Here is a 15,430-nt window from a genome sequence, read left to right on the forward strand (position 1 = left end):
CCTTAATAACTTAAATACGATGAAAAAGCTTTTAAATCAATGTATGCGCCTGTTCTGCCTGATGCTGTTCGTCTGGACGTTCAGTTCCTGTGAGGACACGATGTTAAACAATATGGTGGATGACCGCGTCTATCTGTTAAAACCTGGGCTCAACGAAGTCCAGGTATACAATTTCGATAGGGCAATAGCTGAGGTGGTGGTGGTGAAATCGGGAGTGGGGCAGCGTTCCTCCCAGCTTAAGCTGGAAATCAGCCCTTCGGTCCTATCGGCCTACAATACCGCCAACGGAACGACTTATAGGGCATTGCCCCAGGCCGTGTATTCCTTAAGCAATCCGAACCTGCAATTAGCGGCAGAGGATATCAAGGCTTCTTTTGAATTTGTTATCGATCATGGAAAGTTTGTCGCCGAACAGGCAAAGGACCCTGAGGCAACCCTGGTCATCCCCTGTCAGGTCGTAAATCTGAATCCCGCAGAGGGGGATTCGGTGAACATGCAGACGATCGTAATTCCAAGGATCATCGAACCCTATATTTTCTTTACAAAGGCCGGTTTCTTGACTGAGGTGAATAATATCTCCTCCAAGAGTCAGGAAAAACTTTTCTATGACAACAAGATAGAGGTCAATTATCCCGCATCCCAGGATGTGGAATATACGCTGGCTATTGCCAAGAACAGTGCGGAGCTCATCCAGCAGTACAATGCCGAAAATGCATCAGATTACGTAATCCTGCCAAGCGGTGCCCTCGAGCTGCAGGGAACCTCAAAAATTCCGGTGGGGGTAAACTACGCCGATTACAAATTTCAGGTTGTAAGGAGCAAGTTGGTGGGAGCGAACAATAGTCCCAAATATGGCAGGTACCTGCTGCCCCTTGTGATCCATGAGGTATCCCAGAATAAGATCCATCCAACCGATAATGTAGTCCTAATTCCATTTAATTACCATGAATAGAAGAACATTTATAAATAGCCTGGCCATTGGGGGGACGTCCCTGTCCCTCAGTCCCTCTCTAATGGGGTTTGGCCATCAGACACAGGGTAAGGTCCGCTTAGCCCTGATTGGTAAGGGCGGTATGGGTACCGCCGATTGCAATACGGCCCTTCGCGTTGCCGGCGTGGAGCTGGTAGCGGTTTGCGATGTGTACAAGCCTAGGTTGGAAGATGCAAAGAAGCTCTGGGGGGAGCATATCGTCCTGGAGAGAGATTATAAGAAAGTACTGAACGATCCGAATATCGATGCGGTGATTATTGCCACACCGGACCATTGGCATCAGAAGATCGCCGTGGAGGCATTGAAAAAAGGAAAACACGTGTACTGCGAGAAGCCCATCATCCACAAGCGTTCCGAAGGGAGCGCGCTGATTAGGGCACAGCGGGAAAGCGGCAAGGTGTTTCAGATGGGAACCCAGGGCGTATCGGCTGTGGGGATGCACATGGCTAAGGCCTTATTGCAGATGGATGCTATCGGAAAACTGAACTTTGTGGATGCCCGTTTCTCTGCCCCTCCAGGTGCTTTGAATGGGTTTAAAGCGCCAATAGAGGCGACCACAGACAACTTATGGTGGGAAAGGTTCATCGGTGAGGCGCCAAAGGAACCCTTTAACCCACAGCGTTTCTTTGCCTGGCGAAACTGGAGCGACTATGGAACGGGCCTGGCTGGCGACCTATTCGTCCATGTACTGGCTAGCATCCATTTCATTACCGGATGCTCCAAGCCAAGGAAGGTTTATTCCGATGGTGACATCTTATATTATACCGACGGTAGCAGGGATACGCCGGATCTCATCTATTCTCTCTTCGATTATACCATGCCCGGAGAGGGGAATCATTTTAAGATGTCCTTGGGGGCCAACGTGCTAGATGGGGTGTCGAACAATTGGGGCAGTACGGATTTTACCATCGTGGGACTGAAAGGCTCCATGCGTATTACCTGGGATTCAGTAACCCTAAAGACACTGGCGCCCACCGATGTCAGCGGTCTGGAGCAAGGGTTGGGGAAGATCAACGGATTTGGGGCAATGGAGCGCCTTTCTGACAGGGAATACTTGTTTAAGGTCAAGGAGGGCCATCCTGATGCTCACCTGCTCCACTTTCAGAACTTCTTTGATTCTGCTAGGAACGGAACGCCGAATATTGCGCCGGTGGAATTCGGAATCAATGCCTCCTCGGCAGCTCTGATGAGCTTCGAGAGCCAGATGAAGCAACAGATTGTTTAACTTAAATTAACCAGAATGAATATAAAATACGGAGTCTTATTTATAGGTATGCTCTTCTGCGTGGGTATGCAGGGGATTTACGCGCAGCAGAAGTCGGAGAAAGGCTTTATTACGCTATTCGACGGGTCGAATATGGATGCTTGGCAAGGAAATACGCAGGAATATGTACTGCAGGACAGTTGCATTGTGATGAAGCCAACCCAGGAGATGGGAGGAAATTTGTATTCCAAGCAGACCTTTGGCGATTTTGTCCTTCGATTCGATTTCCTGCTCACCCCGGGAGCAAATAACGGATTGGGAATCCGTCATGATATTGTGCCTAACGATAAGGGTTATTCGGGAATGGAGTTGCAGATCCTGGACAACGAAGATCCGCAGTATAAGGACTTGAAGGAATATCAGTATCACGGTTCAGTGTACGGAATTGCTGCGGCCAAAAGGGGTTATCTGAAGGAACCGGGTGAATGGAATGTACAGGAGGTTATCGCCAAGGGGGACGATATTACGGTTAAGGTTAACGGTACCGTGATCCTGAAGGCCAATCTAAAGGCAGCTTTAAAGGACAAGCCCGAAGGCAGCTACATGAAAGCCGTTCTGAACAAAACAGGGCATATTGCTTTCTTGGGGCACGGTTCTGAGGTTAAGTTTAGGAATATTCGTATAAAACCATTAAAGTAGGTGACTTCCGACAGCTTCGAGTCTGACTAATGGGTCGGAGCTGTCACTTTTTTACGGAAATATGTACATCTCAATCACTGTGTTCTTCTATCCCAGCGTGTTACCATAGCAAGATGGACCTGCATAAATTCACAAACAATCCTGCTTCCCATAGATTTCCCAATTCCAGGAACGGCAAATTTTTTAGAATTGGGTTTAATTGCTGTTAGTAGCAGGTTTGATCTCTCTTAAATTCTGTTATCGGAAAACGCGGTACTTCGCTATCCCTGCGAAATGACAATAAACCACCTTCAATGGAATACCCGTAATCCGCATTATTCTGGATAGCTAATCAATTCATCCCATCAATTATCTAAATAGGTTCTTCAATCAGACCCCTTGTTCTCAGCCTGCAGATTATTAATATCACAGTTGGAAAATATCGAAGCGGAAAAGCCGACATATTGGCCAGAAAACATTTACCCATTTTCCGATATACTCTTGATCAAAGATATTTTTTTTACTAGACCCTGCCCTAATGATTTTTCTTTAGTTTCAGACCGTTGAAATACTTGGCGGATTTGCTATAGATAACCAGACCCAATGCGCCGATCACTAACCAAAGAGAATCTACAACGAATAGGTCTATTTTACTTGCTATAAAACTTTTCCAGATCCAGTTCCCGGATTTCAGACCGTTGGCTATCGGTACACAGATACTTAGCACACTTCCCAAAAACAAGGTTTCCCTATTAGTCCTGTTCAGATTTTTTCGAATGATATAATAGAGACTAAAGACTAGCCATGTCCAAAAATAAACTCGGTAAATGAATGCCTGTTGAACGTTTTGGCCGAATTTTACCGCAATAAAAGTGATGGCAGTGGTGGGAAACATGCTTAGGCAAATTGCCAAATATACATTGGCTAACCAAAAATTGAATTTCCTTTTTATGGGTTTTATCGCGTTTTTATCCCTGGCCACTAACCAGATCATGATTCCTGATGAAATGACCAAACAGCCCATCATCCCCAGGATAAATGATATAAATTTCAAGGGATAACCTGCATAATCTCCAAAATGAAGACGATACAATAAACTCTTCACATGGTCTACGAACGTGGCATCTTCCATAGGAGATTTCTCCTCAATGATCCTCCGATCCTTTGCCCGAACATTATAAATGCCATATCCTGGAAGGTATTTTGAATAAATAGGCCGGCCCTCCAGTATTATTTGCATGTTTTCATCTCCATAATTACGTACCGTTATTCTGGTTAATTTGCTATCCGGCCACTTTTTCCCAACCTGTTCAACGTACTCTCCAATCCTGGGAATAGATTGTAGCTCCCTATACGAGTATTCTAAATTGTTACTGTGGTTATAGGCCAGTTCTGTGTACATCTTGGCACTGTCCCCCCTGTACAATATTTTTTCGAAGGGTATGGCCAATACGGAGTTTAAGATCAGAAATACGCCTGTTATGGCATAGACCAGCTGGAAAGGAAATCCAACAACCCCCAATGCGGTGTGCATGTCGGTCCAAACGGTCTTCCATTTGCCAAAGGGCCGGTAAATAAAAAAATTAGAGACAATCTTATCCCAATGCAGCAGAATTCCCGTGAGCAGGGCGAACAGAAAGAGGAACGATGTGAGTCCGGCAACGACATATCCAAAAGGCCCTATGCCGATGTTGATGGGAACTTCATTGAGCTGGGCCAAAAAATGCAGTCGATATAGGAATTCCGCCAGGTCATAATTTTCGCTGTAGGTGCCCGATTTTTTATTTATAAAATTATATCCAAAATAACTGGCATCGCTCGTGGAACGTTTACTCTCATCCTCAATTCCCGAGTTTAGGGCGGCCAAATTAGATTCATTTACAATACTGTCCTTGGAATCCGTATAGCTCATATATGATCTTGCGCCATCCTGATATAGCGAGAAGGTTATATCCCTGCCCTTCAGGTTTGTTTTCCTGCCCAGAGAGTCGAGTAGGTAGTCGTAATTTCCGGTATGGCTCCCGTATGCGGATATCGATTCGCCTTGCTGCCATGCGGCAATATCATTCCTGAAAAAGGAAAATGATCCCGCAAAGAAAATCACATATAGAAAACAGCAGATTATTATTCCACTGATCGTATGTGTGTTGAAATAGATGTTATAGTTCCTGATATTCATCGATCTGTATTAGAAGAGATAGGGGATGGAGAATAAAAAGGCCAGAACTAGGTAGACTGCCCAGACAAACCATCCATTCTTACCCAGAAAAGCTATTAGAAGTAGACATGCCCAAAGCAAATAGCCCGTAAACCCCGCAGTTATAACCACATTTTTTCGCTCAAAAAACAGGGCCATGAAATTATGGAAGGCAACCATTAATATGTATCCCCCTATGAAGCCGGAAGTAATCTTCAAAAACCTTTGTCCCGGTGAGCTCAAATATTTTTTATTGGCAGGCATATACTTATAGTTTTAGGTTTCCGGATAAAAGTTCAATACCAATGGCCACCATAAAGAGAGCCAGTAAATGGAACCATTTCAGTTCCTTATACGGTAATAATAGGTTCACTAGGCTGAAGGATCCCATCAAATAGACAATGAAAGCAAATGCTCCGGCTTCCACTCCCTGTTCCTTCATGGTAAGGGTCGCGGAAATCAGGAGGATAATCATACCTATGGGTTTAAGATATTCCACAGGTATTGCCTTTAAGAATGTATCCCCGGCATTGTGGACTGCTTTCATCTTTTTACTGCTGCAGTAGATCAAATAGCTGCCTGCCAATACAAGGGAAAGAATTATACTGATCATGATGTATATAAATCAGATCCCCGCACATCCAAATATGCCGACGTGCAGGGATGGATTACCTATTTTACCTGAATAGCCAAAGTAGAGCCTCGCCAGATTTTCTCGATTTTCTGACCGTGCCAGTCTTCTTTCTTATCGTCGGTCCTGGATGCTTCGATTACATATTTTCCCGGAACAAGGGGCTTGAAAACGACCTTCCCGTCTGAATCGCTTTTCATCGTTTTTGTCCAGCCGTCGGGGCCAATGACGATCACCTCGGAGCCGGTCTGAGGGACAGCATGATCAAGTACGGCCAGGTCGATCTCAGCACCCGATTCTTGGGTATCTCCCAAGGGTTTTAGATGGAATCCCTGTTTGATATCAATCAATGGATTTCCCCCTACCTTTACAAATGCAATGGAGGAGAATTCAAAACGCATGGTTTCATAGGCCTCTTTTGCCCCATGAACGATCGAAAGCGTATACGTTCCATTTTCAGTGGGGATAAATGATGAGCTAAAATGATCCGAATCTGCCTCCTTGTCCAGCTTGGTCCTCTCTCCATTTGGGTTTATGAGGTATAGCTCAAAATCTCTGACATCTGAATACCATTTATCTATAGGATCGGTTGACTGTTCGGCATATTCACCGTAGTAAACATGTACGGTGTGCCTTTTGTTTAGCTGTCCTTCCGATGGCGTTTCGATCCAAAGTGCATGGGCATGGCCAAGATGCGCAGTTAAAAGGCTGATGATGAATGTTAGTAAGAATTTAGTTTTCATGATTAAAATTTATATGAGAATGATAGTCTATAATTTCTAGGCGCACCTGCCTGCCAGGAGTATACCGGTGTAGTGAAATAATCCGTATAATAGCTGCCGCCGTCGATAAGGTACTTGTCCAAGAGGTTCTGGACATTCAGGTTTATGCTGAACTTTTCCGTTCGGTATCCCATTCCGGCATCCAATCTGAAATAATCCTCGATATTTCTGTCCTTGAATTCTTGGGAATAATATTCGGTCGCACGATCCATATTGGAGTATCCTCCCAGCTGAAAGGCCAGTCCCCTTGCCCTGCCATGGATAATTTCATAATCCAGCCATAGATTGGCAATGTGCTTATCCGCACCATCGAGCACCTGACCAACGAAGAATTGGTCCGCCCCTTCATTCACCTTGCTAACCTTTCCGTCGGTATAGGCATAATTCGCAATCAGGTTCAATCCTTTTGTGATCTCTCCTCGGATATCGAATTCAATGCCCCTGATCCTTTTCTGGCCAACTTCAACAGACATTTTAGGGTCGGGGCCATAAGATGTTATCTCATTATTTTTTGTGATCTGATACAGGGCAAGCGTACTGTTCCATTTTCCCCCGAACCATTCACGCTTTATCCCCAGCTCGTAGTTGTTCCCCGTTATAGGCTTGACCTTCGAGCCGTCGAATAAAATTCCCTGCTGCGGTAGGAAGCTTTGGTCCAATAACCCGTAAACTGCAGTGTTTTTGTCGATCGAATAGGATAGGCCTATCCTGGGAGTGATTTTTTCATTTTTGACCGGAGTGCCTCCCCATGTTCCTACAGCCATGGAAGTATAGCGTGCCGCTAGGGTCAACCGTAATGAGTTGTCGAAGAATCCCATCTGATCCTGGACATACAGCGAACTATATTTTGTGTTCATGCTACCTCCGCCCCGTGCGGCCCTTTCCTGTAGGGACAGACTGCGGTCGAAGGACTGTGGTCCGAAATCAAAGCCATAAACCGGATTCTTTGGATCGAACTGTCCACCATTCAGGCTGTCCAAAACGATGCTTTGGTTCCAATCGGCTATATAGTCCTTGCTCCCTAAATCTATGCCGGCCAAAATATGATGCTCTATGGCGCTGGTTCGGAAGTTTCCATTTAAAAATGCCTGGGCCAGAACCATGGTGCTTTTTGCATCCCAGATATCTGATTTGCGAATTACTTTCCCATCGGGAAAGATATCCTGTGGCCAACTGCTCGCCCCGGTCTGGTTATAGCTGAAAAAAGAACCCTGTGCTGTCAATTTCCATGCAGAACTTAATTGGTGCTCCACGGTCAGAAAAGTCGAATGCTCATCCACATTGAACGGCTCGGTTCCCTTTTGGGTAAAAGTGGTCTCTCTTGGCAGGCTCCCAAAACCCTCCGGCGACATCACGTAGGCCGAACCTACATCAGTCATCCTGGCTTTCTGATAAGTGTACTCGAAGGTAGCTAGTGTCTTGGTATTAAGCCGATAGGATAGAACAGGGGCAATCACCAATCTCTTGTTGTCCTCATTTGCCCTAAAGGACGCTTTGGAAGAACCTGCAATGTTCAGTCGATATAACAGCTTTTCGTCCTGGGATAGTTTGCCGTCCAGGTCCAATGTGCTCCGGTAATTCTCAAAGCTTCCCAGGCTCATGGTTACCTCGGCATGTTCCGTACCGGAGGGCTTTTTTGTAACAACGTTGTATATGCCCGCCGGGTCTCCGCTGGACATCATAAATCCGGCAGGTCCTTTCACGAATTCGATCTTTTCTACCGTTGCCATATCCTCGGATAATGGACTCCAATAGGATGAGACAATGTTCATACCGTTCCTGAAAGCCTGGATTTGGGATCCCCGCATATGAATGTTGACGTACATGTCATTCCAATGCGTTTGCCTGCTCACACCGCTTATATTCCTGTAGATCCCATCTGAAAGATTGAAGGCCTGCTGTTTGGCGATGGCCTCTGAATTGATGGTTTGGACATTTTGGGACAATTCCAGGATCGGCACCTGAACCCGTAGGGAATTGGAGAGCTGATGTTCAACAATTGGTTTTTTCGCGCTCACCAGGACCTCCTGAATGGTGTTCTTATCCTCCTGAAGGATAAAATCCAAAATGCGGGTCTCACCTTCTTTCAGGTTGATGGTGGTTACCTGGGAAGCAAAGCTGATGTGCTTTGCCCTGATTTCATATGATTTGGCGGCCAGCGCTTGGAATTCATAACGGCCCAAAGAGTCAACTTCTTTCTCCTGACTTCCATTGAGCTTGACGACGACGTTCTTAGCCGGCCTATTGTTCTTGGTAAGGATAGTTCCCCTGATTACTCCTGTCTGGGCAAAGGCTGCCGTGGACAAAAGGCTGAACACGAGTGCCAGGACCATATTGAGTCTACTGGCAAAATGGAGATCCCCAGCTCCGATGGATAAGTTTCTGTACTTCATAAAATGTTAATGTATTAATTCATTAACTGTTCATGAAAGAATTTCAAGACAATAGCAGGGCTGAAATACCCAAAATTTCATATCTTGCAGGTCCTTTCATACTTACAGTGTGCATAAGGTGATCTAGCCTCAGGGCCAGGTCAACTAATACCAGTTACAGCTGATATTAGATTTTGCGTCATGCTCAGATAGCAGTCTTTGCATGACGCTCTTTTTTTGTCCAATAATCTTTGATCTAATGTCCTTTAATCTACCGGTCGATGAAGGTCAGTAAAGCAGTTAGTTTTATTTAGACTGATTAAAAACAAGTACAAATATAGAATGAAATTATTTGTTTGCAACAAATTTTATACATTAATTTACCGGGACCCTTAGGTAAATAGCTACAACAGCCAAAGCTTCACCAAAAAAATGCACCTGCAAAACGGACCTTCAATCGGGGCCGATAGGCTAATCATTGAGGCTGATCGATCAATTTATCCGATGATGTCCATTATTATTATCCAAAAAAATAAGTTTTGTGTTAGGAACGCTATTTTGAAAGCATAAAATCTAATGGGGAAGTATGGATTATTACATTACGATAGGGGAAGCCTCCCTTTATAAAGGAACTTTAAGTTTATCAATGTTACAAGTAGGTGGAGGTCCAGATAGTTCGAAGTAAATCGTGCACCGAATGAGTTTCTCTCCTGAATCCCCTGCTGGAAAAGGTAAAGATTCCGGCACTGATCTTTTCCCGTGCATAAAAACACTATTATGCTGACTAATGAAATTTTTATCTCAAGGGATGATTCTTTATTGGAATTTTAAATGGTAAAAGATTTAGTTGTTAATTTTCCATTAAATAAGCTGGTTGGATTGTGCGTTGTTCGGAGAAATATTAACTTTGGCAAAAGTTCCGTAAACTGAGAAAAAAAATCAGTTGCGAATTGGACCTGGCCGCATCATAGGAAATTCAGCAGATCAATAGAAGGGTCAAGATGGCATTAACTTTGCAGTTGATGGTTTTATTGGACGAGCCCAGGTCTCCCCTGAAGGCTTTTGTTCATATTTTTTAAGAAAAATAGTAATAGTTAATGGATATTATAGGATTGAGAAGGTATTTTAAGAAGGACAGCCCTAGATGGGTTATCTTGTTGATTGACATGGCGATTGTGCTGTTTTGTTATTACTTTTCCAACTTTGTGATCAACAGTTTCAAAGGCAGGTTCGCAGTTGAACTGATGGTCAAGAAGTCGATACTCATTGCATCTGTATACTATCTTTCCTTCCTATATTTTAGGACATACCGAGGTATCGTCAGGCAGACGGGATTCCGTGATGCCTGGGGGATATTCAAGGCGGTATTCGTGGCATGGTTGGTACTGATGGTCGTTTCGACCATTACAAGGACGGCCTATGACCGCGAGGCCGAGATCAGTGCATTCCTAAGACCTTCGTATGCCGTGTTATTTACCCATGCGTTCTTTACTACAGTATGCTTGGTTGCGGCAAGGGTTTCCTACCGCACGGTGTATGAGAGCTTCTTTTTTGGTGGACGTGAGATCGAGAACGTGCTGATCTTTGGAGCGGGGAATATGGGCATGACCACGCTTAATCTATTACGTAACGATACGCGCAAAAAGGTCAAGGTCGTGGCTTTTGCCGACGACAACCATAACCGTATCGGAAAGCTGATCAATGGCTATAAGATCATTGATATGAATCGCCTTAACGAGCATTTCGTCCGGGAGCTTAAGGTCGACACTATCATTATTGCACTGGATGATAACAATAAGGATCGTCTCTCTAAGATCTCCTCACAGATCGAGCCCTTGCCCGTAAAGTTGAAGATTATGCCGACCTCGGCTAAATTAATGAGCGGCAAGGTTGCCACTCGGCAGTTGAGGACATTAAAGATCGACGACCTATTGGGTAGGGAGGCAATAAAGCTCGAGAATCCGGTCATCCACGAGATGATGCGGGATAAGGTGATCCTGGTGACCGGTGGGGCAGGATCCATTGGCTCGGAATTGGTAAGGCAGATAAGTTTTACGGATTTTGATAAATTGATCGTAATCGATCAGGCAGAATCCGCTTTATATGATATCCAGCAGGAGTTAAAGGGAAACAGCCATAAGGACACCCTGTTTATGGTAGGCAACGTTCGTGATCGTCAGTTCATGGATTCGGTATTCGAGCACTATCGACCACATATCGTCTTTCATGCTGCGGCCTATAAGCATGTTCCACTTATGGAACAGAACCCCTACGAATCGATCCTTACCAATGTCTGGGGGTCGAAGAACCTGGCCGATATGGCTGACAAGTACGGCGTAGAGAAATTTGTTATGGTCTCTACCGACAAGGCGGTAAATCCCACAAATGTGATGGGGGCGACTAAACGTACGGCAGAGATTTATGTATCGGCGTTAAACAGCAGGAGCAGGACCAATTTTATCGTTACACGATTTGGGAATGTTCTTGGTTCAAACGGTTCGGTTATACCGCTGTTCGAACGTCAGTTGAAGCGCGGAGGTCCCCTAACGGTGACCCATGAAGATATCACGAGGTATTTTATGACGATTCCGGAGGCCTGTCAGCTGGTACAGGAAGCTGCTGTTATGGGGCAGGGCGGTGAGATATATGTCTTTGATATGGGCCAGCCCGTAAAGATAATGGATCTGGCAATCCGCATGATCCGATTGAAAGGCTATCGGTACCCGCAGGATATCGGTATAGAAGTAACCGGACTAAGGCCTGGGGAGAAAATCTTTGAAGAATTGCTTGCGGACGACGAAAGCACGACCAGGACCCATCATGAGAAGATTATGATAGCTAGGGTCAGGACAGAAGACCTGCAGTTAAATAGTGAAAGGATCGGCCATCTCTGTGGGCAGGTTACAGACCAGTCGGCCGATCACAGTCCTATGCTTTTGGTGGACCTCCTCAAGGCGATCGTTCCGGAATATATTTCCCAAAACTCTATTTATGAGACCCTGGACAAGCAGGCTGTAGGATAGATACATTAAGGCTTTGGAATTATCTGAGGCTATAGATCATGGTTGGTGACTTTCATTTAACATTAGCAGAATTTTAAGTTGGCGAAACCATGCCATGGCTGTCCCAGACCACGGAACTCTTTCCTCTTTTGACCATGGAGTAACCTGCGGGATTGCTGTCGATATAGTTGAATCTCAGTTTTTTCTTTTTAGTTCCTGCTGGTTTAATGAGGTGAATATACGTTGTTAGTGGCAGTGATAGGAAAATTATTTTTGCTAAGGGGAAAAATCCTGAACAAATAGGGAACTGAGGGGGACAGATCCATGCCCGAGACTTGTGAGGGCGGTTTGAGCTGCTACCGGAAGCGGATTTAGGGACGGTCAAGTATCTTGTGGATGTAAGCGGATATCACTGGAAAAGCAAGCATCAACACGTATTCTCTAAGTCCCAAGCTGTGAAAGAAATATTTTTCTATGAAGAGCAGCCATATCATGCTCAAAACGAAGGAGAAAAAAAATATGGTGATGAATTTGTCTCTCTGTTCCCTTGAAAACCGGAGGTAACGGACAATGGTACTTTCCTTGGAGATCGCCATGAACATCCGTGCAAGATAATATATAGAAACGACACCGAATCCGGAGACCAGAAAATAAAAGACTATGTATCCCTGCTCACTCATTGATGAAAATGGTTTTTATCTGCCTTTGCAACATTGGCATACGGTAATAAAAGGTAGATCATAAAAGCCCTGAGACAGGAAATATTCCGTCCCGAATGTTATGCTACCCTTATCAAAAATCGTGACAAAATTACCCGTGGAACCACGGGATGGTACAGAATCCCTATATTCTTACAGTGAATAGGGATATTCATGTTATTTCCTGCATCAGATCATTCTCTTTCAGGAGGCAGGCCGTACAGATACTAGTACGGAGTAGAACAGGTCCAATTTTATCGTAATACGATATAGGGATGTTCCAGGTTCTAACAGTTCGATTATACCCCTGTCCGAACCTCAGTTGAAGCATGGCGGACATTTTACGCTGACCCATATCACGAGATATTTTATGACGATACCGCTGGCAAGTCAATTGGACCAGGTGGCTATCGTTGTGGGGCGGGAAAGTGAGATATATGTCTTTGATACTATATTTTTCAATACTCTATTTATGAAACCCTGGACAAGCAGGCCGCAGGATATATACATTAAAGCTTAGGAAATAACGGAGGCTTTGGAGTACGAACACTGACTTCACTTAAATCCGATAATCGAATTTTATTTACTTTGGGTTTGACCCTTAACCTACGGATCATTGCCCTTGATCTCATTTTAGGAAACCTTCAGTCGATTTTGGAAAATAGGTCATTCAATTAACCATTATCCGTCTCTTTAATGCACAGGTGCATTGAGTAAATGATGTTGCACTTAATATAAGCCGATCTGTAACCGCAGGGCTTTTTACAAAACGAGATTCTACCCGGTCCTTTCAGGCCTTGCAGGCGCGGTAGGATATGGCCAAGGCGGCACCTTGGTCCACTCCTGTTCAATCTAACCCAACCGGGAATGTTTTTTTTGGTACTCGCCCGGAGAGATATCGAGGTGCTTTTTAAAGAACATGTTAAAGTTGTTCGGAGAACGGTATCCAAGCTCATATGCTATCTGCTTTACCGAGAGCTTCTTCTCTTCCAGCAGCTTCTTGCTTAGCTCCATCATATATTCATCGATTATCTGCTTGGGAGATTTGTCGAGAACCGTACGGGTGATGGTGGAGAGCGTCCTGGAGGAAACGCTAAGCAGCTCTGAATAATAATTTATACTTCTGTGTTTCCTTACGTTCTCAACGATCATTCCCTTAAAAAGTTCTACGGTTTCTCGGTAGCTCCCGGGAGCCCTTTCATTAATAAGGTCAGGGGCTGTCCCAATAGTGTTTTCAAAGGCATTTTTAAGATGAAGGATATTATTGACAAGGATGCTCGAGACAATTTTTTCCCCCATCAGGCGATCGTCCGATTTCTGATAGGTCCGAATCATGTCGTTCATCAGCCTTACGTGCTCCAGGTCCTTGCTGCCAAGGGCTATATGGAAGAGGTCAGTATTCCTGTCATTGAAGACCTCCACTACAATCTGATCGCCAAGAAGGGAGAGGTCAAAGAAAAGGTATTCTGCATTGGGACATATCTGGTTCGTGACAAGAAAGGGAGGCTGGCGAACGGTCGAATCCAGGATAACGCTTTGGCCAGGAATCTCAGCGATTGTGGTAACGGTCAGCACGTCGAATGATCTTAGGATTTTCGGTATTGATTCCTTAGCATCCAGGAGCTCCTTTCCATTTAACAGAAGGTATTTTTTATTTTCGAACATAGGATTAATAAAGATAAAACTGGTAACAAAAATTTTACCAATTTTTACTGACCATAATGCCGTTTTGTTTAAAATGTCCGTAAGCTCCATCCATTGAACAGACCTCTTTGATATAATTTGGGTGATAATCGGGATAAAACCCCATGTTGTATAATTTGGTACGGAATCGGGAAAAATGAGTACCTATTCAAGAAAGTAGGATGGATTTGTGGTCTCTTTTGGCTACTTTCCTATTGAGTTGGCCATATCATAAAGAAAGAAGATGAACGGCATTAATAAATTGGCATGGATGAATAAAGGTGAGTTTGACATAATTTCGACACAGTTACAGATGTTGACCATGGACCTGATCTACGAGTTAGAAAGGCAGGAATACCTGGAAACGACGAAGTCCCAACCCGATCAGATCATGCTGTGTAGGATGAACGACCTCTTAAGGGTTCTGGTGAGCCTTTGTTCACGAACGGTTCGCCCCGAGAACATCACCATGCTAGGGGAAAGGATATCTAGAGTCAAACTTCTTCTATGGATGGTACAGAAGTTGGAAGGGTCCCAAAGGGATGCGGCGCTAAGAATTGTCCATAGTGAGATCCAGATGTTTACGCTGACTGTTTAAAAGCCTTCACGTTTAGGTTTTCAGTTCTAGGCATCCGGCCCTAAATGCTGTGAATTTCTATAACCAAGGGGTATTTTGGCGTCCTTGTTCATAAATCCATTTCCCAATAGCCACCTGTTTGGAAACCCAACGATAGGCTACTATCCAGCTTTGGAGTCAAGGCAGGAGACCCCGATTCCGGGACCATTTCTTTTGGGCAGAAGTACCAAGTGTTTAATTACACCAAAATATAGTATTTTCCAGCTTTTACAGCTTTTATTTTGAAAAGATGTAAGTCCTATCTATAGCAATTGACAGGATTTTCTTTCAAGAAGTTAGTAGGAATGATGACTTTCAGGAGCAGGTACAATATTTAAGGGAAAGAGTTGAGAAATTTGAAGTTCAAGTGGATGACTTTACAAAATCAATCCTGTTTAAAAAGGCTCAGATTGAAAATCGGGATTTGGCTTTGGATTCTTCAAAAAGAGAGGTAGTAAAATGAAAAAGAATGTAGGAATATTTTTTTTATGTGGGGTAAATGTTGTCCTATTGATTAGGATTATTTGGTTTCCTAACAGTAGCAAAACTAAAGTTTAACTACCTCAAGAAGCTAAA

13 protein-coding genes are annotated in these 15,430 nt (G+C 44.2%); 5 read left to right on the plus strand and 8 right to left on the minus strand.

What is annotated here, in order from left to right; translation table 11 throughout:
• The first annotated feature begins 19 nt into the window (after positions 1–19).
• From E0Y80_RS01030 to E0Y80_RS01040, 3 genes are read left to right on the plus strand one after another with little or no spacing between them, the layout of a single operon-like run.
• Positions 20–952 (plus strand): DUF1735 domain-containing protein, encoded by a 933-nt coding sequence (locus E0Y80_RS01030; RefSeq protein WP_197091438.1) that lies wholly within the window; start codon positions 20–22, stop codon positions 950–952.
• Positions 945–2,216, plus strand: coding sequence for a Gfo/Idh/MocA family protein (locus tag E0Y80_RS01035; protein WP_156305499.1), 1,272 nt, complete (start codon positions 945–947; stop codon positions 2,214–2,216). The genes E0Y80_RS01030 and E0Y80_RS01035 overlap by 8 nt, the downstream gene beginning before the upstream one ends.
• 15 nt (positions 2,217–2,231) lie before the next feature.
• Complete coding sequence (locus E0Y80_RS01040; protein ID WP_156305501.1) at positions 2,232–2,894, plus strand: 3-keto-disaccharide hydrolase; 663 nt, start codon at positions 2,232–2,234, stop codon at positions 2,892–2,894.
• Between the two features lie 514 nt (positions 2,895–3,408).
• Here the strand turns inward: E0Y80_RS01040 and E0Y80_RS01045 are convergent.
• Genes E0Y80_RS01045 through E0Y80_RS01065 form a run of 5 tightly spaced genes read right to left on the minus strand, consistent with a single transcriptional unit; the run spans position 3,409 to position 8,816 of the window.
• The gene (locus tag E0Y80_RS01045) at positions 3,409–5,052 is read right to left on the minus strand and encodes a PepSY-associated TM helix domain-containing protein (protein ID WP_156305503.1); all 1,644 of its coding nucleotides are present in this window, start codon (positions 5,050–5,052) and stop codon (positions 3,409–3,411) included.
• 9 nt (positions 5,053–5,061) lie between these two features.
• A complete protein-coding gene (locus E0Y80_RS01050) occupies positions 5,062–5,334 on the minus strand; it encodes a hypothetical protein (RefSeq protein WP_156305504.1) in 273 nt (90 codons plus the stop codon).
• Between the two features lie 4 nt (positions 5,335–5,338).
• Complete coding sequence (locus tag E0Y80_RS01055) at positions 5,339–5,683, minus strand: DUF3325 family protein (RefSeq protein ID WP_156305506.1); 345 nt, start codon at positions 5,681–5,683, stop codon at positions 5,339–5,341.
• Between the two features lie 59 nt (positions 5,684–5,742).
• Positions 5,743–6,444: a hypothetical protein gene (locus E0Y80_RS01060; RefSeq protein ID WP_156305508.1), complete on the minus strand. Its 702-nt coding sequence runs from the start codon at positions 6,442–6,444 to the stop codon at positions 5,743–5,745.
• Positions 6,445–6,446: 2 nt separating this feature from the next.
• Complete coding sequence (locus E0Y80_RS01065; protein ID WP_156305918.1) at positions 6,447–8,816, minus strand: TonB-dependent siderophore receptor; 2,370 nt, start codon at positions 8,814–8,816, stop codon at positions 6,447–6,449.
• A 1,136-nt stretch (positions 8,817–9,952) separates the two neighbouring features.
• On the opposite strand from E0Y80_RS01065, the gene E0Y80_RS01070 reads away from it, so the two are divergent.
• Positions 9,953–11,878, plus strand: coding sequence for a polysaccharide biosynthesis protein (locus E0Y80_RS01070; RefSeq protein WP_156305510.1), 1,926 nt, complete (start codon positions 9,953–9,955; stop codon positions 11,876–11,878).
• A gap of 350 nt (positions 11,879–12,228) precedes the next feature.
• Here the strand turns inward: E0Y80_RS01070 and E0Y80_RS01075 are convergent, their stop codons facing one another.
• Positions 12,229–12,537, minus strand: coding sequence for a hypothetical protein (locus E0Y80_RS01075; RefSeq protein ID WP_156305511.1), 309 nt, complete (start codon positions 12,535–12,537; stop codon positions 12,229–12,231).
• A gap of 190 nt (positions 12,538–12,727) precedes the next feature.
• Complete coding sequence (locus E0Y80_RS20720) at positions 12,728–12,910, minus strand: hypothetical protein (RefSeq protein ID WP_231595878.1); 183 nt, start codon at positions 12,908–12,910, stop codon at positions 12,728–12,730.
• Between E0Y80_RS20720 and E0Y80_RS01080 the strand changes: the two genes are divergently transcribed.
• On the plus strand, positions 12,863–13,075 hold the full coding sequence (locus tag E0Y80_RS01080; RefSeq protein WP_231595897.1) for a polysaccharide biosynthesis protein: 213 nt from the start codon (positions 12,863–12,865) through the stop codon (positions 13,073–13,075). The genes E0Y80_RS20720 and E0Y80_RS01080 overlap by 48 nt on opposite strands.
• 332 nt (positions 13,076–13,407) lie before the next feature.
• Here the strand turns inward: E0Y80_RS01080 and E0Y80_RS01085 are convergent, their stop codons facing one another.
• The gene (locus tag E0Y80_RS01085) at positions 13,408–14,220 is read right to left on the minus strand and encodes a helix-turn-helix domain-containing protein (RefSeq protein WP_197091439.1); all 813 of its coding nucleotides are present in this window, start codon (positions 14,218–14,220) and stop codon (positions 13,408–13,410) included.
• Positions 14,221–15,430: the final 1,210 nt, after the last annotated feature.

The sequence above is a fragment of the Sphingobacterium endophyticum genome, from assembly GCF_009733535.1.
Classification (GTDB): Bacteria; Bacteroidota; Bacteroidia; order Sphingobacteriales; family Sphingobacteriaceae; genus Sphingobacterium; species Sphingobacterium endophyticum.